The organism is Pseudoduganella aquatica (assembly GCF_009857595.1).
GTDB lineage: Bacteria > Pseudomonadota > Gammaproteobacteria > Burkholderiales > Burkholderiaceae_D > Rugamonas > Rugamonas aquatica_A.
In genome coordinates this window covers 90704-117680 of sequence record NZ_WWCU01000020.1, presented here as the reverse complement: position 1 = coordinate 117680, position 26977 = coordinate 90704, and the positions used below count along the sequence as shown (strand labels likewise).

At 67.2% G+C, this 26977-nt stretch carries 22 protein-coding genes; 8 read left to right on the top strand and 14 right to left on the bottom strand.

What is annotated here, in order from left to right; all coding sequences use genetic code 11:
• Together GTP77_RS17875 and GTP77_RS17870 are read right to left on the bottom strand one after the other, a co-directional pair.
• The coding region (locus GTP77_RS17875; protein ID WP_161073492.1) for an FAD-binding oxidoreductase at window positions 1–948 on the bottom strand (948 nt) is incomplete at its 3' end.
• Window positions 949–950: 2 nt separating this feature from the next.
• Window positions 951–1697 carry an N-acyl amino acid synthase FeeM domain-containing protein gene (locus tag GTP77_RS17870; protein ID WP_161073491.1) on the bottom strand — a complete coding sequence of 249 codons (747 nt, stop codon included), beginning with the start codon at window positions 1695–1697 and terminating at the stop codon, window positions 951–953.
• A 288-nt stretch (window positions 1698–1985) separates the two neighbouring features.
• Between GTP77_RS17870 and GTP77_RS17865 the strand changes: the two genes are divergently transcribed.
• The 5 genes from GTP77_RS17865 to GTP77_RS17845 all read left to right on the top strand — a co-directional run bounded on the left by GTP77_RS17865 (window position 1986) and on the right by GTP77_RS17845 (window position 7314).
• Window positions 1986–2915, top strand: coding sequence for an EDSAP-1 family PEP-CTERM protein (locus GTP77_RS17865; protein ID WP_161073490.1), 930 nt, complete (start codon window positions 1986–1988; stop codon window positions 2913–2915).
• 135 nt (window positions 2916–3050) lie between these two features.
• Complete coding sequence (locus GTP77_RS17860) at window positions 3051–4574, top strand: XrtA system polysaccharide chain length determinant (protein WP_161073489.1); 1524 nt, start codon at window positions 3051–3053, stop codon at window positions 4572–4574.
• A gap of 12 nt (window positions 4575–4586) precedes the next feature.
• The gene (locus GTP77_RS17855; RefSeq protein ID WP_161073488.1) at window positions 4587–5372 is read left to right on the top strand and encodes an XrtA-associated tyrosine autokinase; all 786 of its coding nucleotides are present in this window, start codon (window positions 4587–4589) and stop codon (window positions 5370–5372) included.
• Complete coding sequence (locus GTP77_RS17850) at window positions 5356–6507, top strand: glycosyltransferase (protein ID WP_161073487.1); 1152 nt, start codon at window positions 5356–5358, stop codon at window positions 6505–6507. The genes GTP77_RS17855 and GTP77_RS17850 overlap by 17 nt, the downstream gene beginning before the upstream one ends.
• A 30-nt stretch (window positions 6508–6537) precedes the next feature.
• Window positions 6538–7314, top strand: a complete 777-nt coding sequence (locus tag GTP77_RS17845; protein WP_161073486.1) for a class I SAM-dependent methyltransferase — start codon at window positions 6538–6540, stop codon at window positions 7312–7314.
• Here the strand turns inward: GTP77_RS17845 and GTP77_RS17840 are convergent.
• From GTP77_RS17840 to GTP77_RS31255, 5 genes are read right to left on the bottom strand one after another with little or no spacing between them, the layout of a single operon-like run.
• Window positions 7311–8483 carry a hypothetical protein gene (locus tag GTP77_RS17840; protein WP_228892508.1) on the bottom strand — a complete coding sequence of 391 codons (1173 nt, stop codon included), beginning with the start codon at window positions 8481–8483 and terminating at the stop codon, window positions 7311–7313. The two genes, GTP77_RS17845 and GTP77_RS17840, sit on opposite strands and share 4 nt — an antisense overlap.
• A 2-nt stretch (window positions 8484–8485) precedes the next feature.
• Window positions 8486–9991, bottom strand: coding sequence for an MBOAT family O-acyltransferase (locus GTP77_RS17835; RefSeq protein WP_161073485.1), 1506 nt, complete (start codon window positions 9989–9991; stop codon window positions 8486–8488).
• Window positions 9981–11099, bottom strand: coding sequence for a glycosyltransferase (locus GTP77_RS17830; RefSeq protein WP_228892506.1), 1119 nt, complete (start codon window positions 11097–11099; stop codon window positions 9981–9983). Before GTP77_RS17830 ends, GTP77_RS17835 begins: the two co-directional genes overlap by 11 nt.
• Before the next feature lie 59 nt (window positions 11100–11158).
• Window positions 11159–12661, bottom strand: coding sequence for an oligosaccharide flippase family protein (locus GTP77_RS17825; RefSeq protein WP_161073483.1), 1503 nt, complete (start codon window positions 12659–12661; stop codon window positions 11159–11161).
• Window positions 12662–12665: 4 nt separating this feature from the next.
• Window positions 12666–14759: a glycosyltransferase gene (locus GTP77_RS31255; protein WP_371869371.1), complete on the bottom strand. Its 2094-nt coding sequence runs from the start codon at window positions 14757–14759 to the stop codon at window positions 12666–12668.
• A gap of 177 nt (window positions 14760–14936) precedes the next feature.
• Between GTP77_RS31255 and GTP77_RS17815 the strand changes: the two genes are divergently transcribed.
• Complete coding sequence (locus GTP77_RS17815; RefSeq protein ID WP_161073482.1) at window positions 14937–15569, top strand: tetratricopeptide repeat protein; 633 nt, start codon at window positions 14937–14939, stop codon at window positions 15567–15569.
• A 1-nt stretch (window position 15570) separates the two neighbouring features.
• Here the strand turns inward: GTP77_RS17815 and prsR are convergent, their stop codons facing one another.
• The 3 genes from prsR to GTP77_RS17800 are packed head-to-tail and all read right to left on the bottom strand — an operon-like array spanning window position 15571 to window position 20396.
• Window positions 15571–16920, bottom strand: a complete 1350-nt coding sequence (prsR, locus tag GTP77_RS17810; RefSeq protein WP_161073481.1) for a PEP-CTERM-box response regulator transcription factor — start codon at window positions 16918–16920, stop codon at window positions 15571–15573.
• Window positions 16921–16941: 21 nt separating this feature from the next.
• The gene (gene prsK / locus GTP77_RS17805) at window positions 16942–18993 is read right to left on the bottom strand and encodes an XrtA/PEP-CTERM system histidine kinase PrsK (protein WP_161073480.1); all 2052 of its coding nucleotides are present in this window, start codon (window positions 18991–18993) and stop codon (window positions 16942–16944) included.
• Window positions 18993–20396 (bottom strand): TIGR03013 family XrtA/PEP-CTERM system glycosyltransferase, encoded by a 1404-nt coding sequence (locus GTP77_RS17800; protein ID WP_161073479.1) that lies wholly within the window; start codon window positions 20394–20396, stop codon window positions 18993–18995. Before GTP77_RS17800 ends, prsK begins: the two co-directional genes overlap by 1 nt.
• 208 nt (window positions 20397–20604) lie before the next feature.
• Between GTP77_RS17800 and nadB the strand changes: the two genes are divergently transcribed.
• A complete protein-coding gene (gene nadB / locus GTP77_RS17795) occupies window positions 20605–22218 on the top strand; it encodes an L-aspartate oxidase (RefSeq protein WP_161073478.1) in 1614 nt (537 codons plus the stop codon).
• Window positions 22219–22230: 12 nt separating this feature from the next.
• Here nadB and GTP77_RS17790 read toward each other — a convergent pair whose 3' ends face one another.
• Window positions 22231–22983, bottom strand: a complete 753-nt coding sequence (locus GTP77_RS17790; RefSeq protein ID WP_371869370.1) for a substrate-binding periplasmic protein — start codon at window positions 22981–22983, stop codon at window positions 22231–22233.
• 76 nt (window positions 22984–23059) lie between these two features.
• Between GTP77_RS17790 and GTP77_RS17785 the strand changes: the two genes are divergently transcribed.
• Complete coding sequence (locus GTP77_RS17785; protein WP_161073477.1) at window positions 23060–23611, top strand: GNAT family N-acetyltransferase; 552 nt, start codon at window positions 23060–23062, stop codon at window positions 23609–23611.
• Between the two features lie 3 nt (window positions 23612–23614).
• On the opposite strand, the gene GTP77_RS17780 is transcribed toward GTP77_RS17785, so the two are convergent.
• From GTP77_RS17780 to GTP77_RS17770, 3 genes are all read right to left on the bottom strand, one after another.
• On the bottom strand, window positions 23615–24271 hold the full coding sequence (locus tag GTP77_RS17780) for a PEP-CTERM sorting domain-containing protein (protein WP_161073476.1): 657 nt from the start codon (window positions 24269–24271) through the stop codon (window positions 23615–23617).
• A 114-nt stretch (window positions 24272–24385) separates the two neighbouring features.
• On the bottom strand, window positions 24386–24589 hold the full coding sequence (locus GTP77_RS17775) for a hypothetical protein (RefSeq protein ID WP_161073475.1): 204 nt from the start codon (window positions 24587–24589) through the stop codon (window positions 24386–24388).
• Between the two features lie 199 nt (window positions 24590–24788).
• Window positions 24789–26876, bottom strand: coding sequence for a 3-hydroxyacyl-CoA dehydrogenase NAD-binding domain-containing protein (locus GTP77_RS17770; RefSeq protein WP_161073474.1), 2088 nt, complete (start codon window positions 26874–26876; stop codon window positions 24789–24791).
• Window positions 26877–26977: the final 101 nt, after the last annotated feature.

Below are 26977 nucleotides of genomic sequence, written 5' to 3'. Positions count from 1 at the left end.
GGACACGGTCCAGGCGCCCACGCCGGCCTCGCGGCGCAGCTGCGCCCGCAAGGCGGCCGGCAGCGGCGAGGCGCCGCCGGCCCGTTCGTGCGGATAGGTGGCGCCGCCGGAAATCACGCGCAGGTCATTGCCGATATGAACAATGCTGCGCAACGTGCCGTCCAGCCGCAGGGGCCGCAAGGCGTCCACCACCGGCGCAATGTCCTCGTGGCGCTCCACGCTGCACAGGAAATGGTTGATGGCCCCGGTTTTCGGCATCAGCCACAGGCCGACGCTGGTGACGATGCCGAAATTGGACTGCGTAAACAAGCCGTCCAGCCACGGCCCCAGGCCGTAGGGAAACACGCGGCTGTTGCGGCTGGCGGGAAAATGGCCGAAGCCGGTCTGCAGCACCTCGCCGCCGGCCAGCACGATTTCCATGCCGCACACATTCTGGAAACGGTTGCCATAGGGACTGTGGCCAAAGCCGCGCTCGAGGATATTGCCCATCAAACTGGTGTCCGGCCCGGCGCCCGTGCTGTCCATCCACAATGGCAAATTCTCCGACAGCAAATATTGCGACAGCTGCTGCTGCGTCACGCCGGGCTCTATCACCACGTAGGCCAGCTTCGCATTGACTTCGCGGACGCGGTTCATGCCGCTCAGGTCGACGATCACCTGGCCGGCCGTGGCCGCGCACGCGTCGCCATAGCCCCAGTTCCTGCCGGTGCTGATGGGGTACAGCGCAATCCCCCTGGCCGCCGCGATGCGCACCAGCGCTTCCACTTCGCCGCGCGTATGCGGCCGCAGCACCGCAGCCGGCCGGGCGCTCCATGACGACGTGCTGCTCGCATAGGCCGCCAGCGTGGCGCCATCGTCCAGCACGCGCTGCGGCCCGAGCAGCATGCGCCATTGCGCCAGCGCCTCGGCCAGGCCCGCTGCCTGTCCGGCAGCTTGCGGAACGCTCATGGCTAATTCCTCCCCTGCACCAGGCGCGAGGTAATGCCGGGCTCGTCCCAGATGGGGAAGAAATACGGGTAAAAGGAACGCTCGGTGGTCTGCTGCTCCATCAGGCCGCCGAATTTGCGGATCTGCTCGCCCATATAGTCCAGCTCCAGGCGCAGCAGCACGGCCGGCGCGCCGACCCGGCTGCATTCGCGCTGGCCGCCGAAGTCCTGGAAGCCCAGCATGCGCTTGTAGAACATCACGTGGCGCGGGTTGACCTCGATGACGTAGTCGGAGAATCCGTGAATGTTGTGCGCATAGATATAGGAGATATGGATCAGCGCGGCGAACACGCGCTTGGATACGCCCTTGTCTATCGCCAGCCGGGACGGCTCGCACAGGCGGCGCTGGCGGACCCGCAGGCCGTCCAGCTTGTCGCGGAAATTTTCATCGGCCGGCAGGCCGAGCTGGGGATCGTCCAGGCACAGCGACATGGTGCCGACGGTGACGCCGCCGGTTTCCGCGTACAGCGTAATGCGGTTCAGCACGTGGTGCGCCGACGGGTCGACGTCGTAGCCGCGCCAGCCGTACATTTTTTTCAGCAGCAGCGTGGCCGCTTCGCGCCGGCCGCGTGAGTTGGCCATGCGGATATGAAAGATTTGCTGGTCGATCGGATGGTCCAACTCCGGGGTGGCCAGTCCTTCGCCGATGACAAGGTCGCTCAGCCCCGTCGTCGCGTCAAAGGAAATGATGGTGTCGTCTTCTTGGTGCACGCTCGCGCTCCTTTGCTAGTCAATTCGCGGCCGGCACGTACAGCGAACCGGGCTCAGTTCTTTCAGACAAGCAGATCCGGGAAAAGTTCCCGTCGGGTCCAAATTGTTTGCCGAGGCCGCCTGCGGCCAGTGTCGCTTTCCTTGGCATAGCCCCCGCCGGACGCCGCATCCAATACGCAAGCCGTTGATTTATATCGATAAATTTGCTTGGCACGGATGCTGCTGTTAAAGGTGTAACGGCCCCCTCCCAGCCGTCAACCCGGAGTTCACTCAAAGGAGTAGCACGTCATGAACATCATCAAAAAAGGTTTCCTGCTCACAGCCATGGCAGCCAGCCTGGGGCTGACCGCCGCAGCGCCGGCCCAGGCGGCAACGTTCGCCTCGTCCATCCTGAACATCAGCAACTTCCGCCTGCTGCACTCGAGCGGCGTGGCGTTCAGCACGGCCGACTTCTCCACGCTGACCGGCACCAACGATGCCCACGCCACCGCCGGGCTCAACAACGTGTTCGCCAACGGCGCCGATTCGCGCCCCATCCAGAACCCGGTGCCGCCCAATGTGGCCCAGCAATGCGTCGGGCCCTGCCCTGTCGCGCCGGACACCTATACGCCCATCGCCGGCATTCCGCCCGTGACCAGCACCTACGGCCACGCCGACCAGCGCCTGACCGGCGCCTCCATCATCGTCGGCGCCACCCCGGCCGGGGCCAACGCCTCGACCCGCGCGGATGCCTCGACCGCCGTCAACGCGGTGGCCTCCGGCAATTCGGACGTCGGCACCTCCACCACCTTCGCCTTCGTGCTGGGCGCGGCCGACACCATGACCATCGCCTTCGACGGCGATCCCTACACGCGCGCCCTGGTCACGCCCGGCGCCGGTCCGGTCTCGAACGCCAATGCCCGCCTGTCCTGGTCGCTCAGCATCGTCAACATCACCACCGGCACCACGGTGCTCAACTTCGCGCCGAACGCGCTCAACGCGGCCAGCACCGTCAGCGCCACCGACGGCGCGCCGAACGACCTGATCTACGCGCCGGGCTCGGCCTTCTTCACCGCCACCACCGGGCTGCTGGCGGTTGGCCAGACCTACCAGATCACCATCCAGCACAACTCGCTGGCCAACGCCTTGCAGCAGGAACTGCCCGAGCCGGGCACGCTGGCGGTGCTCGCCGCCGGGCTGCTGAGCATGTCGCTGCTGAGCCGCCGGCGCCAGCACTAGCGGGGGGCGGTGCGATCGCAACGCGACTTCTTGATGCGGCTCAAGCCCAGCGCAGTTACAGCCTGGGCCGCAGCAGAGCGCTCCTATAATCGGACCAGCAGGACAGCATCCGCCGACGTTCAGGAGCCCCGTGCCATGGAAGAGTTAATCAATCAGCTGCTGACCCACATACGCGGCATCTGGAAGTACCGCTGGCCCGCCATCGCGGTGGCGTGGCTGGTGGCCGTGGGAGGCTGGATCAAGGTCGCCACGCTGCCGGACAACTACCAGACCTCGGCGCGCGTCTTCGTCGACACCCAGACCGTACTCAAGCCGCTGCTGTCGGGCATGACCAGCGTGCCCAACGTGGAGCAGCAGGTGGCCATCATGAGCCGCACCCTGCTGAGCCGGCCCAACATCGAGCGCGTGATCCGCATGGTGGACATGGACCTGAACACCACCTCGGCGCGCGACCACGAGCTGCAGATCGAGGAGCTGCTCAGCAAGATCAAGATCGCCAGCACCGGCAGCTACGACATCTACACCATCACCTACAACAGCCCCAATCCGCGCCAGGTGCGCGACGTGGTGCAGTCGCTGCTGACCATCTTCGTCGAAGGCAGCTTCAAGGGCAAAAAGGGCGAGTCGCAAAAGGCGGTGCAGTTCATCGACGACCAGATCAAGTCCTACGAGGACAAGCTGGTGGCGGCCGAGAACACCGTCAAGGAGTTCAAGATGGCCCACAACGCCCTGCTGCCGCGCCAGGGCCTGGACTACGGCTCCCAGCTGCTCATGTCGTCCGACGCGCTGAACGGCGCCAAGCTGGAGCTGATGGAGGCCGAACAGTCGCGCAACGCCATCCGCGCGCAAACCACCGGCGACGAGCCCATCCTGGGCGATGTGGCCCCGTCCGCCATCGACAACCCGGAGATCGACGCCCGCATCACCGCCCTCAACAAAAACCTCGACGCGCTGCGCCTGCAGTACACCGAACTGCATCCCGACATCGCCTCCACCAGGCGCCTGGTCGCGCAGCTCGAGCAGCGCAAGCTGGAAGAGAGCAAGAACCGGCCCGCGTCCAGCGACCCCGGCAAGAACTTCAGCCCCATGCTGCAGCAGCTGAAGGTGGCGCTGACCGAGGCCGACGCCAAGGTGGCCGCGGCCAAGGTGCGGGTGCAGGAACTGGCGGCGCGCCACGCCAGGCTGGAGGCGCAGAGCCAGGCCGTGCCCGAGGCCGAGGCGCAACTGGCGCAGCTGAACCGCGACTACCAGGTCAACAAGGACAACTATGAAAAGCTGCTCAGCCGGCGCGAGGTGGCCAAGCTGTCCGGCGACCTCAGCTCCACCACCGAAATGATGAGCTTCAAGATTATCGACCCGCCCACCATCCCCATGCGCCCGGTCGGGCCAAAGCGCGCATTGCTGTACAGCGGCGTGCTGGTGGCCGCGCTGGCGGCGGGCGCCGCCGCGGCGCTGATGATTACCCAGGTGCGCCCCACCTTCCTCAGTCCGGCCGAACTGCGCATGTTCACCGGCATGAATGTGCTGGGCACGGTCACCATGAACTGGACCCCGGCCCAGCAAATCAAGCGGCGCCGCAGCCTGGCCGGCTTTGGCGCGGCGCTGGGCTGTTTGCTGCTGTCCTATAGTGGCGTGCTGACGGCCGCCTTGCTGCAATAACCCGGAGATCCCATGACACTATCCGACAAGCAGGGCGCGGCGGCCGAACTACTGCCTGCCGGCAGCCCGGCGCGCGGCCAGCGCCACGTCGAGCTCGACCTGGAACGCCTGGCCCAGATGGGCATGGTCACGCACGAGGGCGGACGCACGCCGGCGGCGGAAGACTTCCGCATCATCAAGCGTCCGCTGCTGCGCAATGTGCGCGGCGACAGCCCGTCCGCCATCCGCAACGGCAACCTGATCGTGGTCACCAGCGCGCTGCCCGGCGAAGGCAAGACCTATTGCGCCATCAACCTGGCCATGAGCATCGCCATGGAACGCGACATCACGGTGCTGCTGGTGGACGCCGACGTGGCCCGGCCCTCGGTGCTCAAGGTGCTGGGCCTGGGCGCCGAGGCGGGGCTGATGGACATCCTGATCAACGACGAACTGGAACTGGCCGACGTCATCCTGAAGACCAATGTGCCCGCCCTCAGCATCCTGCCGGCCGGGCGCAGCAACCGCCACGCGACCGAACTGCTGGCCAGCCGCAGCATGAGCACCCTGCTCAGTGAAATTTCCAACCGCTATGCGGACCGCATCGTCATCTTCGATTCGCCGCCGCTGCTGATCACCACCGAGGCCAGCGTGCTGGCGGCGCAGATGGGCCAGGTGGTGCTGGTGGTGGAGGCCGAAGCCACCACCCAGAACGCGGTGCGCGAGGCCCTGCGCCTGCTGGACTCCTGCAAGCACATCGACCTGATCTACAACAAGATCAAGGCTTTTCCAGGCACGGAATATTATGGCTATTACGAATAGTGCCAGGCCTGCCGCCAGCCGCGCCGCCGCGCCCGGCATTCCCGCCGAAGCGCCCCTGGTGCTGCACCTGCTCGACCGCCTGCCCGGCGACGGCCGCGACGACAGCCTGTTCAAGCTGCTGCGCATGATGCCCGCCGGCCGCTACCGCCACGTGGTGCTGACCCTGCAGGGCGACCTGGACTGCGAGTTGCGCCGCAACGGCGCCGCCGTGCAGGTGATGAGCTTAAGCCGGGGCAGCGGGTTGGGCTGGTCAGCCAGCTTGCGCCTGTACCGGCTGCTGCGCCGCCTGCGGCCGGACCTGGTGCACAGCCGCAGCGTGCGCGCCCAGCTGCTGGCGGCGCTGGCCGGTATCCGCATCCGCCTGCCCAACGCCCAGCCCGCCGACAGCCTGCCGCCGCGCCAGGGCTGGGGCGCTAGCCTGGGCCGCTGGCTGGGCGAGGTGCTGGGCGCCTGCCAGGTCCGCATCCATCCGGCCCACGGCGCCATCGACAGCACCCAGTTCCACCCGCGCCTGGGCCTGGCGCCGGCCACCGTGGGGCCGCCCGGCTTCCTGTGCGAGCACGCCTTTGTCGTCGGCGCGGCCGGTCCCATGGACAGCGAGCAGGACCATGTTTCGCTGGTGCGGGCCTTTCAGCTGATGGTGACCGAGCAGGACCGCAACGACACGCCGCTGCGCCTCATTATCGCCGGCGACGGCCCCTGCCGCGACATGTGCAAAGCCATGCTGTGCGCGGCCGGCATGGCCCACCTGGCCTGGCTGCCCGGCGCGCGCGACGATACGGCGCGCCTGATGCGCTCGATGGACGTGTTTGTCGCGCCCGCCCCCGCGCCGGCGCCCGCGTGCGGCGCCAATCTGCGCATCCTGGAGGCCATGGCCAGCGGCTTGCCGGTGGTGGCCGTGATGGCCGGCGCCAATCCGCAGCTGGTGCAGGCCAGCTGGACCGGCACCCTGGTGCCGCCCGGGCAGCCCGAGCTGCTGGCCGACGCCATCGCGGACTATTACCGCATTCCCGGCCTGGCGCGCCGCCACGGCCAGCGCGGACGCCGCCTGGTGCTGACCCATCACAGCCTGGCGGCGGTGGCCGACCGTTACCTGACCCTGTACGACACCCTGCTGGCGCGCGCGGCGCGTTGACGGCCCAACCTCCCTCGCTGAAAGGCAGCCATGCTCTCCTCCACATCCTTCCTGTTCGTGCTCTTCATTCTGCTGCTGTGCGGCTACACGCTGCACAAGGTGCGCCTGGTCCACCTGCTGCTGCACGAAGTACGCGACCATGCGCTGCGCGAACCGGCAAGCCTGTATCGCCAGCTGGAGGCCCTGCAAGGTTTGTACGCCGAGCTGAACCTGTGCCGCAGCCTGCCCGCCACGCGCGGCTGGGCCGCGTCGCCCGATCTGTTGCTGGAGCTGGCGCGCCACGCGCAAGCGGCCTGCCCGCAGGTGGTGCTCGAGTGCAGCAGCGGCACCTCGACGCTGGTGCTGGCACGCTGCATGCAGCTGAATGGTTCGGGCATGGTGTATAGCCTGGAGCACGACCCGCTGTATGCCCAGCACACGCGGCGCGAACTGGAGCGCCACGGACTGAGCGCCTGGGCGCGGGTGCTGGACGCGCCGCTGCAGCCGCAGCAGTTCGGCGCCGCCACCTGGCCCTGGTATGCGCCCGACGCGCTGCGCGGCGCATTGCCGCAGCCGGCCCAGGTCGATCTGCTGGTGATCGACGGGCCGCCGCAAGCGACCCGCCAGCTGGCGCGCTATCCAGCCGGGCCGGCGCTGTTTCCGCTGCTGGCCGACGGCGCCGTGGTCTTCCTCGACGACAGTGACCGTCCCGGCGAGCAGCGCATCCTGGCGCTGTGGAAAGAGGAATTTCCTGAATTCGAACACAGCAGCAAACCATGCGAAAAAGGCTGCGCCCTGCTGACGCGCCGCGCCGGCGGGCACGGCTAGGGCGTCTTGGCCGCCAGCGCGGCTTGCCTGGCGAGCGCGGTCTCGGGTGCATGCTCGGCGTGATAGCGCTCGCGCGCCACATGCATGGCCGACAGGTGCTGCTCCACATTGGACGGCATCAGCTCCGCACCGAAACCGTCCGGCGCGGCGGACGCGCCGCCGAACAGGCGGGCCAGTATCATGCGCCCCACATTCTCGCGGTAATGCGACGGCTCCCAGTAGTAGCCCATGTCCGCCCCGCCGCCGGCCTGCGGCAACGGCTCGGTGGTCACGCTGTTGTAGCCTGAGAAATCATGCAGCGTCACATCGCAGCCAGCCGCCCGCCTGCGGGCCGCCGCCGCCGTCAGCGCGCGCAGCCAGGCTTCCGCCGGCTCGGCCTTCCCTGCCCAGTACAGCGCGTCCTGCATCAAGGCGTGGGTGGGATTGACGTACAAGCGCACCCGCGTTCCCAGGCTGCACAACTCGTCCAGACGCCGGTGGAACACTGCGAGGGCGCCGGCGGCCGGCCCTTCGCCGCGCACAAACTCGCCCAGCCTCGGCAGTACAGCGGCGGCCTTGCTGCCTCGTGTGGCAAAGCGGTGCATCAGGCAGGCCGCATCGCGCTGGCCCAGAAAGGCCAGGCTGGAGCGGCACACCGGCTCGTAACTGCCGCTCAGCACGCGCAGCGCATCGCCCGCCATCTCCAGGCTGACCGCGCGCTTCAGATTCAGCAAGCTGCGCCGTGCCAGATAGCCCGGGCCGTCGGCCAGCAGCGCCTCGTCCAGCTCGGTGTTGCCGGTCCCGAGGTGGAATGAGGGCGCGTCCAGGCCCCACACCAGCGTGTCCACCTTGGCCACCTGCACGGCGTGGTGCGCCATCATGCCCGCGTCGTTCATGGTCGCGCCCGAAAGCGCGGCATTGAACACCGGCCGCCCGCCGAACAGCGAGGGATGCGCAGGCAAGGCCACCTCGGTGCGCGAATTCCCCACATACACCAGCGCCGGCCGGTAGCGCGCCAGCGCATAGGTCTTGGCCCACGGCCCCAGCCGCTCGCGCATCGGGCGCAGCAGCTGCACCGGCGGCGTATTCCACTGGTGTGTCAGATAGGGATCGACCGCGTAGTTGAGCGCAGCCACCGCGCCCACCACGCCGGCCGACAGGCCGCAGAACAAGCTCAGATAGGCGCGCATGGTCAGAATTGGAAATAGAGGAATTCGGAGACGCGGTTCATATTGAACACGCAGGAGATGAACAGCGCCGCCAGGGCCAGCCCCCATCCCGGGCTGGGCCGCCACGCCCGTCCCGGCATGGTGCGGAATATTCTTTCAATGCAGGGCTGGTAATGACAGAATATTTCCTGCGTGTTGGGCGCAGCGAACGCCAGCACGGCCGACAGCAGCAGCACGGGCAGGCCAGGCCCGTCCAGCTCCATCCAGCGCAGGCCTTTGAATTCCGGATGCATTCCCAACTGCGCAAGCGGCGCCGCCACGCCTTGCAGCGCGCGCGGCAAGGACACGCCGTTGGCGCCGGCCAGCGCACCCAGCAGGTCGCCGGCGGTGGCCAGATCGGGGGCGCGGAACACCACCCATGCCAGCATCACGGCCAGGAAAGTCAGGGGCGCGCCCCACCAGGCCGGGGCGCTGGCCGCCGCGCCGCGCCAGCGCAGCCAGCCCTGGTGCAGCACCAGGTAGCCGCCGTGCATGGCGCCCCAGGCCACAAAGGTCCAGCCGGCGCCGTGCCACAGGCCGCCCAGCACCATCGTCGCCATCAGATTGGCATAGCGCCGCGCGCGGCCGGCGCGGTTGCCGCCCAGGGCGATGTAGAGATAGTCGCGCAGGAAGCGCGACAGCGTCATATGCCAGCGGCGCCAGAATTCGCTGATATTGCGCGCCTTGTATGGCGAGTTGAAATTGAGCGGCAGCCGCACGCCGAACAGCAGCGACAGGCCGATGGCCATGTCGGAGTAGCCGGAAAAATCGAAATACAGCTGGAAGCTGTAGGCCAGCACGCCGGTCCAGGCCTCGACCAGCTGCGGATGGGCGCCCGCCGCGAAAACCGGGGCAGCCAGCGGCGCCAGCGTATCGGCCAGCAGCACCTTCTTGGCCAGGCCCACCACGAAGATCGACAGGCCGACCGCGAAATTGGCGCTGCGCGGACGCGCATTGTCCGGATCGGCGAATTGCGGCATCATTTCCTTGTGGTGCAGCACCGGCCCCGCCACCAGGTGCGGGAAATAGCTGACGAACAGCATATAGTGGATGAAGTTGCCGTCCCTTACTTCGCCACGGTAGCAGTCGACCAGGAAAGCGATCTGCGTGAACGTGAAGAAGGAAATGCCGATGGGCAGCACAATGTCCCAGCCGCGCCAGTCCGCGCCGGGCTCCATCAGCGCGGCGGCAAAGAAATTGGCGTATTTGTAGTAAGCCAGCAGCAGCAAGTTGGCGCACAGGGCGCCGCACAGCCGGCGTTTGCGGGCCGGGCCGTGCGCCCGCGCGATCAGCAGGCCGGCGCAGTAATTCCCGCAGATGGATGCCAGCAGCAAGGGCAGGAAGCGCACGTCCCAGTAGCCGTAGAAGAACAGCGAGGCGGCCGCCAGCCAGGCCGCCGCCCAGCGCGCATGGACGCGGCCAAGCAGAAAATATCCTGCCAGCACCGCCGGCAGGTAGAGGAACAGGAAGCCGAACGAGTTAAACAGCATGCCCTGCTCCCGGCGCCGGCCGCCCGCCGTCGGCCGCACTGCACGCCGCGTCCCCATGCCAGGCCGCCGCCCTGCCGTTGGCCCGTTCGGCGGAGATCAGTTCGGCGTAGCACGGCGCAATCTGCGCCGCCACACGCTGCCACGTATGGTGCGCCACCAGCGCCCTCACCGCCCGCCGTTCCGGCCGCGCGGCCATCAGCGCCAGGACGGCTTCGCGCTGGCTGGCGCCGTCGTCCCACGCTACTTCCTTGAGCGCAAATTCGCTCTCTGGCAGATGCAGGGCGTTGTCCTTGGTCAGCACCACCGGCGTGCCCGCCGCCAGCGCCTCCAGCGCCGACAAGGGCTGCACTTCCCCCTGGCTGGGCAAAGCCACCACCGACGCTGCCGCATAGGCGCTCGCCAGCAGCGGATCGTTGTGCGGCAGTTCGCCCAGCCAGCGCGCCCACGGCATGTCAAGGATGGTTTTCAGATAGGGCTGGAATTCGCGCGACGCATGGCCGATCAGCACCACCGGTATGCCGCAGCCGTCCAGCGCCTGCACCAGGCCCAGCTGGTTCTTGTATGGCGAAATGCTGCCCGCCATCATGACGAACGGCCCCACCAGTCCAGTGCGGCGCCGGAACAGCTCGGGCTCGGCGCGGAAGAACTGCGGTCCTATGCCGTTGGGGAAGACGCGGATTTTGGCGGCATCGATCTGGAAGCCGGCCATGATGGCGGAGCGTTCCGCGTCTCCCAGCGCGATCACCAGCTGCGCCAGCTGCAGCGCGCTTTTCATCTGCGCGTAGCTGGTCTGCACATTCCAGGCGGTCAGCCGCCCCGCCAGGCGGTCAGCCATGCGCGCCTGCATGCCGTTGGCCCGGTTCCAGCCCGGCGACACCAGCGGCGACAGCACCACCGGCACCGCCATTTCCCGCGCCGCCTCCACCACGCGATGGTTGCCATTGATGGCGGCAAACACATGTATCAGGTCGTATTCATCCAGGCGCTTGCGGTTCGGGTCGGCCAGCTCGACCTGCAAAGCGCGTCCATTGACCTGGCCCAGGCTGTTCAGGGCCGCGATGGTTTCGCGCACCTGCACCTGCAGGCCGCCCTCGCGCTGGAATAGCATTGGATATGACAATATGCCCACGCGCATCGCGGCCTCCCCTTGTTGACGTCCGATGACGCCTAATTGACCTTCCAGAAGCGCCATCGGTGCCCGGCCAGCAGCCCTTGCATCCGCCGCAGCTCGGCCGCCAGCTCGTGTTCCAGCCACAGCACGCCCGCCACCCACAGCAGCAAGCCCCCGGCGCCGGCCGCCAGCAGCTGGAATGGCCCGGACGGCAAGGCCATGCGCGCGGCCAGCGGCGCCAGCGAGCTCAGGCCGGCCAGCACCGCGCTGCGCGCCACGGCCGCGCACTGCGGCCCCAGCGCTAGCCCGCTCAGCCGCGCCAGGCAGCGCCATGTGAACCAGCTGCGCCCCAGCGCGCCTGCCAGCAGGCCCCAGGCCACATAATCGAGGCCGAACGGCGCGGCCAGCAGCACCGCCGCGATGCGCACCGCCACCGACATCGCGTCCAGCCGGGCCTGCTCCCGCACATGGCCGCCGGCGAGGAACAGATAGCGCGCCATACTGAACATGCTATAGAGCGCGGCCCCCAGGGATATGACCTGGATCAAAGGGACCGTTGCATCCCATTGATCGCCGTACAGCAAGCGCACGACAGGCTGCGCCATCAGGCCCAGGCCGGCAAAAAAAGGCCAGGCCAGCGCCGTCATGCAGCTGATGGTTTTCAGGTAGGCTGCGCGCGCGTCCTGCCCGGCGCGCGCCTGCGCCGCATACAGCGAAAACGCCACCGGCGAGACGGCGCTGGTGATGGCCTGGTTGAACAGATTGATGACGCTTTGGGCCTTGCCGTAGATACCGGCGCCGGCCACGCCGATCAATTTGCCCACGATCAGGTCGGGCGCCGCCACGCCCGCCTGGTCGATCAGCCCGCCGCCCGCCGCGTAGCCGCCGTAGCGCAGCACAGTACCGGCGCCACGCCAGTGCGGCAGCCACGGCAGTCCCGCCGGACGCAGCGCCACGCTGGCCAGCAGCGCGGCCGCACTGCCCGCCGCCGCGCCGCAAGCCAGGCTCAGGCTGCCCCAGCCGCGCCACGCCAGCCACACCGAGCAGGCCAACTGCACGCAGGCGGCCGCCGCATTGACCAGCAGGATGGAGGCGAAGCGCATCTGCCGCCGCAGCATCGATACCGTGAGCGAGGTGAACGGCACCATCAGGAAGTTCAGGGCCAGCAATTGCAGCACGGGCCGCAACTGCTGCGCTTGGTAGAATGCCGCCAGCGGCGGCGCGGCCAGCAGCACCAGCAGGCCCAGCGTCCAGGCGCTGCCCACGGACACGCACAGTGCCGCGCGCAGCTTGGCCGGCGTCAAGTCCTTTTCCTGCACCAGGTACTGCCCCACGCCGAAGTCGCGCAGCACTTGCGCCAGCCCGGCCAGCACGGCGGCAACCGAATACACGCCGGTCTCGGCGGGCGTGAGCAGGCGGCCCAGCACCATGCTGCCGGCCAGCGCCAGCAGCAGCAAGGCGTACTTCTCGACAAAGGACAGCGCCAGCGAGCGCCTCAAGGGCAGCGGCCCCGGCGCTGCGGCAGCGACGGCTGCCTGGCTGTGCGCGGCGTCCGTCATGGCTTTACACCAGGCCGCGATAGAAGGCTTGCACCATCTCGCCCACTTGCTCCTGGCTGTACAGGCGTTCCGCCTCGTGCCGCCCGCTCTGCCCCATACAAGCGCGCCGCGCCGGATCGCGCAGCAGCGCGGCTACCGCATGGCGCAGCGCCTCCGGCTCGTCCAGCGGCGCCAGCACACCGCCCGCGCAGCCGCGCAGCACGTCCGCCGTACCCGGCACATCGGTGCCCACGGCCGGCACGCCGCAGGCCATGGCCTCGATGGTGGCAATGCCAAAGCCCTCGTTGCGGCTCAGCAGCACGTGCACATCCATGCCCGGCAACAAGCGTTCCACCTCGACCTGAAAACCGGTAAACACCACGTAATCGGCCACGCCCAGTTCCTGCGCCTGGCGCCGCAGCGCCGTCTCGAGCGGCCCGTCGCCCACCAGCACCAGATAGAGATGCGGAAACTCCACCCTGAGCGCGGCCAGCAGCGCCAGCGCCGCCTGCGGCCGCTTTTGCTCGGCCAGCCGCGCCACCGAACCCATTACCAGGCTGCCCGGCGGTATCGCCCAGCCACGCCGGGCTTCGGCGCGCAGGCCCGGAGACGGCCGGAAACGGCGCGTGTCGACGCCGTTGGGGATCACCGCCAGCCGCGTCCCCGGCTGGATATAGGGGTGGTACAGCGCCATAAAGTGCTGCAGGGCAGACTCGGACACCGCGTATATCCCCTTCACCGCGCTGAAAGCCTGCGCCAGCAGGCGCCGATGCCAAGGGCCGTACTCCACCGGAGGAAAGGCGTTGTGCACGCTGACCACGGCAGGCAAGCCGCAGCGCTGCGCCAGCCAGAGCGCGGACGCGCCATAGCCGGTCCAGCAAAACGCCACATGGACCAGGTCGGCCCTGTGGCGTTGCAGCGCGCGCCGCGTCCACAGCATGGCGCGCCAGCGGTTCAGGCGCCGCCAGCGCCATTCCTCGAAGAACAGCGGCATGGTCAGCTCGGACGCGGCAATGCGTTCGGCCCGCAAGGCTCTGCTCCAGGCCGCGCTGCCCGGAAAACGGTGCAGCGCCAGCGTGGTGTCGCAACCCGCCGCATTCAGGAAGCGCGCCTCCTGCGCCATGCGCAATTCCATGCCGCCCAGGGCGCCTGAGTAGCCGGTAATCAGCACCCGCCGCCCGCCGACCGGCGGCCCGCGCCACGCCTCCCGGATATATCCGCGCAAATAGGCGCTCTCCCAACGCCGGAGGAATTGCTGGTCGGCATCGCCCCGCAGCAGCGCCAGCGCCAGGCCGCCGCTCTCCAGCAGCAGCCGCTTCCACATCCAGCGCGGCACACGCAACAGATAAGGATACGGCCCGCGTCCGGCCTGGATGTCCTGCCGGCACTTGCCGCGTCCGAAACTCCAGGCCCGCTGCAGGATATGCCCGGCCTCGGTCTGGTGCGCGCGGATGTGGTGAGCCACGCGCGCCGCCGGACAAAACCACGGCAGATAGCCGGCGCTGCTCAAGCGCCGCGTCAGCTGGGTTTCGCTGCCCATCGCATAGGCCCCGCCATTCGGCCCCACCTGCTCGTCGAAACGGTAGCCCGCCTCGAACACCGCGCGCCGCACCGCCATATTGGCGCCCCAGACCAGGCCCGGAAACACCGGCCCTTCCGGCAGGCTGGGCGAGGTGATGCCAAAGGTCATGCCCAGTGGCGCCAGGCGCAGCACCCACTCCGGCGGCGGCTCCGCCCAGTCCGCCACAATACTGCCGCCGAAGACCGCGTATCCCGGCTGCGCCTGGGCCGTCTCCGCCAGCCGCAGCAGCCAGTCGGACGCGGGCGTGGCATCGTCGTCGCTGAAGACGAACAGTCCGCCTTGCGGCTCCGCCAGTTCGAGCGCCGCCGCCAGGGCACGGTTCAGCGCCACGTTTTTGCCCGGTCTGGGCTCGTGCAGGCAACGCAGCGGCAAGCGCCCGGCGTAGCTGTCGAGTATGGCGCGGGTACTGTCCGTGCTGCCATTGTCGACCACCAGCATGCGCCAGCCTTGCGCCGGCTGCGCCAGGCCGCAGTAGGCCTCCAGCACGCGCGGCAACGTGGCGGCGCCATTGCGGCTTGCGATGATTACAGTGAGCACGGCGCGTCTCCTCGGCGGATGGTGTCCTCCAGTCTAATAAGGGGCCGCCCGACGCTTCTTGACCTTTCTCAAGCACCTGCTTGCGCCATCGCAATGTCCAGTCCTGCGGGACGGGTTCAAATGGACTGATGAGCATAGCCATGCCGCCCTTGTCCAACCCAAGCTTGCCGACTCGCCATGAAACCCAATACCGCCATCCTGCTTGCCTCCGGCCTTGCCCTGCTGGTCCTCGTCACCGCTGCCGCACCGGCCCGTGCCGACTGCCCGCCCTATCTCAAAACCGTGGTCGGCGGCGACTACAACGACGCCGAGGACCGCCAGGGCCTGGCCCTGATCGAGCCCCACCACTTCACGCCGGACGTGGAAAACCTCAGACACGGCAACAAGAGCTATCTGGGCGGCGACTTGTCCTATACTTTGGAGCACTACCCCAACCACCACCGTGCGCTCAGCTCCATGGCCAAGCTGGTCCTGCGCGACAAGAACGTCAAGCCCACCGGCGCGAAGTTCAACATCGAGTGCTACTTCCAGCGCGCGCTGGGCTACCGTCCCAAGGACGCCAAAGTCCACGCCATCTACGCCGGCTTCCTGCTTGCTCAGAATCAGTTGGACCTGGCGCGCGAGCACCTGGCCACGGCCGTTCAGCTCGAACCGGACAATGCCACCAGCCACTACAACCTGGGCCTGCTGTACATCAAGAACAAGGACTACGCCGCCGCGCGCGAATCAGCCCAGCGCGCCTACGCGCTGGGTTTCCCGCTGCCCGGCCTGCGCAACAAGCTGCAGCAAGCCGGCCAGTGGCAGCAATGACTTACTTGATGCCGTGATGGCTCATCAGATCGTATAGCGTCGGCCGGCTCACCCCCAGCAGTTCGGCCGCCCGCAGGATATTTCCGTCCACGCGCGCCAGCGCCTTGATCATCACCTTGTATTCGGCCGCGTCGCGCGCCTGGCGCAGATCGATATTCTCCACCGCCTGCGCCTCCACCTCCGGCAGGCCCAGGTCCTCCAGCGCAATCTGCGAGCCCTCCGCCATGATCACGGCGCGCTTGATGCAGTTTTCCATCTCGCGCACATTGCCCGGCCAGGTGTAGGCATCGATGGCGGCCAGCGCCTCCGGGCGGAAATGCAGCGCCTGCCGGTGTTCGCTGACGCAGAAACGGTTCTTGAAATGCTGCGCCAGCAGCACCCGGTCGCCCACCCGCTCGCGCAGCGGCGGGATGGCCAGCACAATCTCGCTCAGGCGGTAATACAAGTCCTCGCGGAACTGCCCCTGTTCAGCCAGGGTTTTCAGATTGCGGTGCGTGGCGCACACCACGCGCACGTCCACCGCGATCTCGCTGCGGCCGCCCACCCGCTCTATCACCCGCTCCTGCAAAAAGCGCAGCAGCTTGGCCTGCAGCGGCGGCGCCATGTCGCCTATCTCGTCGAGAAAGAAGGTGCCGCCGTGCGCCAGCTCGATTTTGCCCAGCGTCTGCCGCGCCGCCCCGGTGAAGGCGCCCTTCTCGTAGCCGAACAGCTCGCTCTCCAGCAGATGCTCGGGGATGGCGGCGCAATTGATGGCGACAAAACGCCGTTCGCGCCGCGCGCTGAGCCGGTGCAGGCCGCGCGCCACCAGCTCCTTGCCGCAACCGGAATCGCCCAGCAGCATCACGCTGGCCGACGACGGCGCCACCTTCTCCACACTGCGGCACATCTTCAGCATGCCCGGGTCGCGGCTGATAATGCCGGACAGCGGCGAATCGGCCTCGATCTGCAGCATGCGCCGGTTGTCCTGCTGCACCCCGTGCAAAAAGAAGGCGCGCTGTATCACCAGCCGCAGCAGGTCCGCATCCAGCGGCTTTTGCTGGAAGTCATAGGCTCCCATGGCTACCGCCTTCAGCACATTGCCCCGGTCCTGGTTGCCGGACAGGACGATCACCTTGGTCTCCGGCGCGGCGGTCACGATGTCGCGCAGCAGCGCCAAGCCTTCGGAAGCGCCGTCCGGATCGGGCGGCAAGCCCAGGTCCATGGTCACCACGCAGGGCTGGTGGCGCCGCAGCTGGGCCAGCGCCTGCTCGCGCCGCTCGGCGATCAGCACGTCGTACTCGTCCAGGCCCCAGCGCAACTGCTTCTGCAAGCCGGGATCGTCCTCCACCACCAGCAGCTTCTTTTTAGGCATCGCTCCTCCGGTTGATTGCGTTCAGGCGGCCGCAGCGGCGGCATGCAGCGGCAGCGTGATGCGGAAAGTGGTGCCACGTCCGCACTCGCTGCTCACTTCCAGCCGCCCGCCTATGCCGTCCAGGTATGCGCGGCTCTCGAACACGCCTATGCCCATGCCTGCGGCCTTGGTTGTATCGAAAGGCTTGAACAGGCGTTCGCGGATGAATTGCTCGCTCATGCCGGCGCCGCTGTCGGCCAGCTCCACCACGGCGCTGGGGCCATCGCGCCGCAGCAGCAGCGCCACCGTGCCGTCCGGCGGCGTGGCCTCGATGGCGTTCAGTATCAGATGGCCCAGCACGCGCTCCAGGCGATGCCAGTCCGCCACCACCAGCAGGCCGGGATCGCGCACCGTCAGCTGCGGCCGGGGCCGCGCGGCCGCGCGCGCCTGCACCGCCTGCGCCAGCACCTGCTCCAGCGGCAGCGCCGTATTGCGCTCCGGCGCCTCGCCCCGGCTCAGCTTTTGCAGCAGCAGCGTCATCTTGCGCACCGAATGGGCCAGGGTTTCCAGCATGTCCTGCTGGAACTGGGGATTGCCCTGGTGGCGCTCGGCGTTCGCCAGCAGCAAGGACAGCTGCGACACCAGGTTCTTCAGGTCATGCACGATAAAGGCCGACATCCGGTTCAGCGACTCGAACTGGCGCGCCACCGCCAGCGCGTCCGACGACTGCTGGTGCGCCAGATAGCTGGCAGCCTGGCTGCCCGCGATCTTGAGCAGGTCGCGCACCTCCCAGTTCAGCGCGATGGCCGTGCGCGGCTGCGTCAGCGCCACCACGCCTTGCAGGCGGCCATGCAGCATCAGCGGCACGAGCAGCCACAGCTGGGGCACGCCGTGCAGCCACAGCGGCAGCTCCAGGCCAACGTAGCGTTCCGGCTGCGCCAGGCTTTCCGGCACGTCCAGCACCCACTGGCGCTCCTCCAGGAAGCGGCAGAAAGCAGTGCTGGCCGCCCCGTGCTGCGGGGCCAAGTTCCAGCTGGCGGCCGGCTCGCAGCGGCAGCCCGCCGCGTCGTCGCGGCACAGCCACAGCGCGCCCGCCGGGCTTTCCACCAGGCCGGCCAGCGCCTGCACCACCCGCAAGCCCAGGTCCGGTCCGTCCATCGACAGCGTGAGGGTGATGCGCTGCCATTCGTCGCGGTAGTCGAAACCGGTCTGGTAAAAGTGTTTGCTGACAAACACCTTGGCATAAGCCCGCACCGAACCGGAAAACAGCACGCCCGCCAGCACGATGGCCGCGCCGGCCAGCCAGGCCACTTGCATCAGCGGCCCCCAGGCGCCGCCGAAGCTGCGCAGATACCAGCCGCAAGCCGCCATGCCCAGCAGATACAGCGCGCTGCCGATCAGCGCCGCCGAGCGGAACAGCATCTGGCGCGACAGCGCCAGCCCCACCGTCCAGCGCGGATTGCGCACCGCCGACACAGCCAGCAGCGGCGCGCCCAGCGCGCACACCAGCCCGCGCGCGGCCCACAGCTCGCCGCTCATGCGGCGGAACAGCAAGGCGTCGCTGTACAGATAAAAATCGTAGGCGAACAGCAGGCCGATGCCCAGGCAGGCGAACTTGATGCTCCAGCGCTCGTGCGGCGGCGTGCCGCGGTACAGCTGCTCCAGCAGCAGCAGCCCGGCAACGGCCAGCATCAGGCGGCACGCCATCGGCAAGGCGGCGTCCCGCTCGGCCAGCCAGCCCAGCTCTTCGGACACCAGCGGCAGCAGCGCCAGCGCCACGGCCGCGCCCAGCAGCCAGCTGCGGCTATGTCCCGCGCGGCCCAGCAAGGACAGCAGGAACACCAGCCAGGCCACCGTGCGCGCCGCTTCCAGCGCTTCGCTGTATTGCGCCGCCCACTGTTCCACCCAGCCTGCGGAATGGACCGCCGCAGCGGCAGCCCAGGCGGCGGTCAGGCCGCAGGCCGCCAGCAGCGCCGTGGAATGGCGTCCCTTGCGCCAGCCCGGCAGCAGCAGCGCCGCCAGCAGCAGATAGGCCACGGCCGCCAGTCCATGGCTGGCCACGGCCGCAGAAAGTGGCGCGTCCGGGAACGCCATCAGCGGCTCCCCTTGCCCAGCAGCACCACCCGCACCGTGTCTATCAGTATCAGCAAGTCCAGGAACAGGCTGTTGTTTTTTACATAATACAAATCGTATTGCAGCTTGCGCACCGCATCATTCACCGAGGCGCCATACTGATAGCGCACCTGCGCCAGCCCCGTGACGCCCGGCTTGATGCTGTGCCGCACGTTGTAGTACGGCACATCCTGCCCCAGCCGCTCAACGAAATACGCCCGTTCCGGCCTGGGGCCGACAAAACTCATCTCGCCTCGGAACACGTTCAGCATCTGCGGCAGTTCGTCGATGCGCAGCTTGCGTATCCAGCGGCCCACGCGCGTCACGCGCGGATCGTCCTCGGCCGCCCAGCGCGGCTTGCCGTCGCCCTCCGCGTCGCTGCGCATGCTGCGGAACTTCAGCACCCTGAACAGCCGTCCGTCCTTGCCCACCCGTTCCTGCTGGTAAAACACCGGCCCGCCGTCCTCGGCCGCAATGCACAGCGCCGCCAGCAGCATCACCGGCAGCGCCGCCACGCAGATCGCCGCGCTGGCCGCCAGGTCGAAGGTCCGCTTTACGCTGGCGCGCAGGAAACTCTGGTCAAAGCCGCCGCCAAAGATCAGATAGCTCGGCTGCAGCGTGTCGATGCGGATCTGGCAGGCCTCGCGCTCGAAGAAGGCCGACGCATCCACCACCCGTACCCCGCCCAGCACGCACTCCAGCAGTTGCCGCACCGGATAAGCGCCGCCGCGCCGGTCGCCCAGCGACACCACCACCTCGCCGGCGCCGTGCGTGCGCGCCAGCTCCAGCAACGATTGCCCGCCCGGCAGCAGATCCGGCAGCAGACAGGACGCCGCCACCTGCCGCCGCTCGCCCGCCACCGGCACGCAGCCCACAATATGAAAGCGCTGGAAACCCTGCTTGCTGACCGCCAGCTCCATGCACTCCTGCGCCAGCGCGCCGTCGCCCAGCAATATCAGCCGCTCGGTCATGCGCTCGGTGCGCACCGTGGAAAACAGCAGCAGCCGGGTCAGCAGCACGGCGCCGCCGCCCATCAGGAATGTCCAGTTCCCCACCTGCGCGGCGTGCAGGCCGGGCAGCGCGTGCACCAGCAGGTTGTGCAGGCAGAACGCCAGCAGCAGCGCCGGCACGATGCGCACCAGCGTCTGGCGCAGCGCGTCGCCGGGATGCAGGCGGAAGTCGGACTGGTACATGCCCAGCGTGCCCATGCTCAGCACGGTCAGCAGCGCAAACAGCAGCGCGCTCCAGTACCCACCGCCCGGGTGCAGCGCATGCCGCGCCTCGGCCAGCGAAGCCAGCCCGGCGCTGGCCAGCAGCAGCGCCACCTCCATCAGCAGCAGGATGAAGGCCATGCGCGGAACATAATGGTTGAAGATGCGGATCACAGTTCGCTCCCGCGCCCTCGGAGTGGGCAGCAGTGGTTCAGCCATGATGCCGCGCACAATCAGCAGGCGTGTTGAGGCGAAACAAGCCCAGCGCGCAGGGAAGCCGCGCCAGATCAACATCTTGCGCGAAAATGACCGGCGCATGACAGCCCGGCGCCAAATGGTCTATAGTCTTGCTTCCTTACACAGCAATTGTGAACCGAACACCATGAAATTTGATGTTGCGATTGTCGGCAGTGGCCTGGCCGGCCTGTCGGTGGCTTTGCATCTGGCGGAAACGCGCAAAGTGGCCATTATTTCCAAACGCGAACTGCTGGACGGCGCCAGCAACTGGGCCCAGGGCGGCATCGCCGCCGTGCTGGACTCCGGCGACAGCCACGACCAGCACATCGCCGACACCCTGGTGGCCGGCGGCGGCCTGTGCGACGCCGACGCCACCCGCTTCATCGTCGAAAACGGGCGCGCCGCCATCGAATGGCTGATCGAGCAAGGCGTGCCCTTCACGCGCGACGACAAGGCCGAACTGGGCTTCCACCTGACCCGTGAAGGCGGCCACAGCCAGCGCCGCATCATCCACGCGGCCGACGCCACCGGCCACGCGGTGCAGGTCACGCTGGAACAGAAGGTGCGCGCGCACCCCAACATCAGCCTGTTCGAGCACCACTGCGCCATCGACCTGATCACGTCGGACAAGCTGGACGGCAAAGTCCCGCACGGCAACAAGCAGCCCAAGTGCCACGGCCTCTACGTGCAGGACGTGCGCAGCGGCGAAGTGCACACCGTGGCTGCCGAGCACACGGTGATGGCCACCGGCGGCGCCGGCAAGGTCTACCTCTACACCACCAATCCGGACACCGCCAGCGGCGACGGCATCGCCATGGCCTGGCGTGCGGGCTGCCGCGTGTCGAATATGGAATTCATCCAGTTCCACCCGACCTGCTTGTACCATCCCTACGCCAAGTCCTTCCTGATCACCGAAGCGATACGCGGCGAAGGCGGCCTGCTCAAGCTGCCGCCAGAAGCCGGCCCGGCGGCGGGCATGCGCTTTATGCTGGTGCACGACGAGCGCGCCGAACTGGCCCCGCGCGACGTGGTGGCGCGCGCCATCGACTTCGAAATCAAGAAGCGCGGCCTGGACTATGTGCACCTGGACATCAGCCACAAGCCGGCCGAATGGCTGATCGAGCACTTCCCCACCATCTACGCGCGCTGCCTGGAGCTGGGCATCGACATCACCAAGGAACCCATCCCCATCGTGCCGGCAGCGCACTACACTTGCGGCGGCGTGGTGACCGACCTGCACGGCCGCACCGACCTGCCCGGCCTGTACGCCGTGGGCGAAACCGCCTGCACCGGCCTGCACGGCGCCAACCGCCTGGCCTCGAACTCGCTGCTGGAATGCGTGGTGATCGGCCGCGCCTGCGCGCAGGACATCGAAAGCAAGGAACGCGTCGGCGCCCCCTATCTGCCGGACTGGGACGAAAGCCGCGTCACCGACGCCGACGAGGAAGTGGTGATCGCCCACAACTGGGACGAGCTGCGCCGCTTCATGTGGAATTACGTCGGCATCGTGCGCACCACCAAGCGCCTGGAACGGGCGCAGCACCGCATCGCCCTGCTGAAAGAGGAAATCGACGAGTACTACCGGAACTTCCGCATCACCAGCGACCTGCTGGAACTGCGCAACCTGGTGGACGTGGCCGGCCTCATCGTCAACAGCGCCCTGCAGCGCCGCGAGAGCCGGGGCCTGCACTTCAGCCGCGACTACCCGGAAACGCTGCCGAAGGCGCTGCCCAGCATCCTCACGCCCAACCGCCGCTGAAGCGGCCCCGTCTCAGGGGATATCAACGTCGTAGCGCTGGCCAAGGCGCTTCAGCTCGCCGCTTTCGGCCAGCAGCTCGAAGGCGGCGTCGAAGCGGCTGCGGATCTCGTCGTGCGTGGCCCGCTTGGGGAAGGCGAAGTAGCCGTCCTGCACCTCGATCACCTGCGGCAGCGCCACCACCTGCCCGCCCAGCTTCAGCGCCGCCAGCACCGGTTCTGTGTTGCGGCGGTTGCTGGCGAACAGCGCCACGTGCTTGTGGGTCAGCATCAGGACGCCGTTTTCCACATTGTTCGCCACGCTCACGCGCAGGCGCGGCCGGGCCGCGTCAAAGCTGGCGCCGTAGGTCCAGCCATTCATCACCACGATGGATTTGCCTTCCAGCGCCGCATAGTCGCCCTGCCAGCCGGCGCCCGCGCCCGCCAAGGTGTAGAACACCATATCGTCGCGGTAAAACGCCGCCCGCGAAAACGCCATGCGCTCCAGCCTTTCCGGCGACTTGTACGGGCCCACCAGGACATCGGCCAGCCCCTGCGCCACCATGGCCTGCGCGCGCGCCCAGGGATAGAGCGCGAAGCGCACGGTGTCCTTGTTGCGGCGCGCCACCATGCGCACGATGTCCGGCCCCATGCCGGTGAATTCTCCGTCGGCCCGGCGTTCGAACACGCGCTCGAAATGCGCCCCCACCACCAGCAGCTCACGCGCCGCCGCGCCGCTGCACAGGCAAGCGAGCAACAGGGCCAGGGCAGGCCGGGGAAGTTTCAGCACGGAATCTCCTAGAGTATGTGGCTATCATACCTAGAGGCGTAGACTAGTCAAAAGAATTGCTTTACCGTATGGCCATATGACGACATCACAGACGGACCACAAGCTGCTGCGCGCCGCCCGCATGGACGATGTGCCGCGCATGGAAGAGCTGATCGCCCGTTCCGGCATCGCGCTGAGCGAAGGTTTCTACACGCCCGAGCAGGCGCAGGCCGTCACCCGCCACGTGTTCGGCGTGGACACCCAGCTGGTCGAGGACGGCACTTATTTCATCATCGAGCGCGACGGCCAGTTGCTGGCCTGCGGCGGCTGGAGCAAGCGCGCCACGCTGTTCGGCGCCGACCGCACCAAGACCGGCCCGGACCGCTTGCTGGACCCGGCCACCGAAGCCGGCCGCATCCGCGCCTTCTTCGTGGCGCCGTCCGCCGCGCGCCAGGGCCTGGGCAGCATGCTGATGGCGCACTGCCAGCAGGAAGCGGCGGCACAGGGCTTCCGGACGCTGGAACTGGCCGCCACCATGCCCGGCGTGCCCCTGTATCTGGCCAGCGGCTTCGAAGTGACCGAACCCTTCGAGCTGCCGCTGCCGGGCGGCGTCAATGTTCCGCTGGCGCGCATGCGCAAGCGGATCTGAAGACTACTTGTTCGCTTGACGGCGGCGGCCGGCCAGGCCCGCCATCGCCAGTCCCGTCATAAAGATCGCCATCGACGCCGGCTCCGGCACCGCGCTGACCGAGGAACTGGTGAATTCGGCGCGCAAGCCGGTTGGATTGCCGCCGTTTTGAGCAAAGTTGCGCACCACGAAGTCCACCCTGTTCAGGCCTGGATTGAAACCGGTGTTGGCGGCAAAAGTGCTCCATTCCGTAAAGCTGCTGCCGCTGGCCAGCAGATTGCCGTTCAGGAATACCTGGGCCGCATTGTCGGCCATAAACCGGCCCGTGAACTTGGCGCTGGACGCCGCGTAGCCGCCCAGGTCGAACGTCAGGCTGTAGCGGTACAGGCCTTCCTGAACCGGATCATACGACTGGGCCTGGTCGCGGCTGGGCGTAATCCATTTTGAGAACTCGCCGTTCGCCATCCAGGGCGAAATCGGCCATACGCCATTCGACGTGGCGTATGCCATTGCGTCGGACAGGACGGTGCTGCCTTGCGTAACGGTGAGATTGTAGTGCGTGTCCTTGGTGCCGGAAGCGAATCCCTGACCGGTGTTGTACAGGCCGGTGATGGTGGACGCGCCTGCGGAGGCGGAGATCAGTGCAGTTGCGAGAGCGCAGACAGTAACGATGAATTTCATGCAATACCCCAAAGTCAAAGTGGAAGTCGATGCAGGCAAACTGGCCTGCGCAAACTGTTCCTCAACCGTTTTTTAGGGCTGTTGAAACGAAAATTTTTGTGACGTTTGTACTACTCAGCGGCGCAGCCGGGCAACGGCGACGGCGCCAAAAATGGCCAGGATGCCCAGAATGGGCGGCGGCGTCTCGGGTTCATGCGGCTGTTGCTGCTGCACATGCGGATGCAATTCGGCATGGTGCGCACTGATGCTGGCTGAGCCAGCGGGCGCGGAGAAGGTGGAGATCGCCGCGATAACGCAGGCAAAGAAGAACGTTTTCATGTAAAGCCCTGATCTGGGTGAAGTTAGTGCAGGCAAATTGGCCTGCAGGAACTGTCTCTCAACCGTTGTTTAGGGCTAACGAAACGAGCGTGCTTTAATTTTACCGCAGTTTACAAAATAGTGCGCAAGGAGAACTCAAATTACTTTCTAACAATGCCGGGGACGGCTGGCGCCCCGGGCACTGTTCAAAGGCCCGGCATCAGCCGTTAAAGCCCTTGCCCTCGGCAGCCAGCTTCACCAGCAGCGGTGCCGGTTTCCAGGCCTCGCCGTGGCGTCCGCGCGACATGCGTTCTATGCTGCCCAGCACATTCGGCAGGCCCACCGTGTCGGCGTAGAACATCGGGCCGCCGCGATGCAGCGGGAAGCCGTAGCCGGTGAGGTAGACCATGTCGATGTCCGAAGCGCGCATCGCAATGCCCTCCTCCAGTATCAGCGCTCCCTCGTTCACCAGGGCAAACACCAGGCGCTCGACAATTTCCTGGTCGCTGATCTTGCGGCGCACTACGCCGATGTCCTCCGAATGCTTGACGATCATGGCGTTGACTTCCTCGTTCGGGTAAGCCTTGCGGTCGCCCGCCTTGTAGTCATACCAGCCGCCGCCTGTCTTCTGGCCGTAGCGGCCCATTTCGCACAGCAGGTCGGCAGTCTTCGAGTACGTGATTTCCGGCGATTCCACGTAGCGGCGCTTGCGGATATACCAGCCGATATCGTTGCCGGCCAGGTCGCCCATGCGGAACGGTCCCATGGCGAAGCCGAATTTCTCCACCGCCTTGTCCACCTGCTCCGGCAGGCAGCCTTCTTCCAGCAGGAAGCCGGCCTGGCGGCTGTATTGCTCGATCATGCGGTTGCCGATAAAGCCGTCGCATACGCCGGACACCACGCCGGTTTTCTTCAGCTTCTTCGACAGCGCCAGTGTGGTGGCCAGCACGTCCTTGCCGGTTGCCTTGCCGCGCACGATTTCCAGCAGCTTCATCACATTGGCCGGGCTGAAGAAGTGGGTGCCGATCACGTCCTGCGGACGCTTGGTGAAGGCGGCGATCTTGTCCACATCCAGGGTCGACGTGTTGGACGCCAGGATGGCGCCCTGCTTCATCACCTCGTCCAGCTTGCGGAACACGGTTTCCTTCACGCCCATGTCCTCGAACACGGCTTCCACCACGATGTCGGCGTCGCCGATTTCCTCGTAGTTCATGGTGCCGGTGATCAGGGCGACGCGCTGCTCGAATTTCTCCTGCGTCAGCTTGCCCTTCTTGAGCGTGTTTTCGTAGTTCTTGCGGATGGTGGCCAGGCCCTTCTCCAGCGCCTCGGCCTTCATCTCCAGGATGGTGACCGGGATGCCGGCATTGGCGAAGTTCATGGCAATGCCGCCGCCCATGGTGCCGGCGCCGATCACGGCCGCTTTCTTGATCGCGCGGGTAGGCGTGTCCGCCGGCACGTCCGGCACTTTGCTGGCCTGGCGCTCGCTGAAGAAGGCATGGCGCAGCGATTTCGATTCGGTGGTCTGGATCAGCTTGAGGAAGCGATCGCGCTCGAACTTCAGGCCGTCCTCGAACTTCATGGTCACGGACGCGGCCACGCACTCCACGCACTCCAGCGGCGCCGGGAACGGACCCGACATGGCCTTGACGGTGTTGCGGGAGAATTGCAGGAAGGCTTCGTGGTTAGGGTAGTCCACCTTGCGGTCGCGCACTTTCGGCAGCGGACGCGCAGCGGCGACTTTATTGGCGAAAGCGACGGCCGCCTCCAGCAAATTGGCGTCGGCGGCGAATACCTCGTCAAAGATGGCGGTCTTGGCCAGCTTCTCGGACGGCACCGGGGTGCCGGACACGATCATATTCAGTGCCATTTCCAGGCCCAGCACGCGCGGCAGGCGCTGCGTGCCGCCGGCGCCGGGCAGCAGGCCCAGTTTTACTTCCGGCAAGGCGATCTGCGCACCGGGCATGGCCACGCGGTAGTTGCAGCCCAGCGCCAGTTCCAGCCCGCCGCCCATGCAGACGGTGTGGATCGCCGCCACCACCGGCTTGGTCGACTCTTCCACCGTGCGGATCAGCGTATGCAAGCTCGGTTCAGCCAGCGCTTTCGGCGAGTTGAATTCCTTGATGTCCGCACCGCCGGAGAACGCCTTGCCGGCGCCGGTGATAACAATGGCTTGCACCGCGTCGTCCGCCAGCGCCTGCTGCATGCCCTGCACCGCGGCGCTGCGGGTGGCGTGGCCCAGGCCGTTGACCGGCGGATTGTTCAGCGTGATAACGGCTACGGAACCGTGAACTTGGTATTCGGCACTCATGTCTCTTCCTTCTTGTCAGTGTAAATGTCAGTGAGGGTCGGCTGCAAACCTCACTATACCTCAAAAAAACGAACGATCGTGTTATTTTTTGCCAGGTGCGC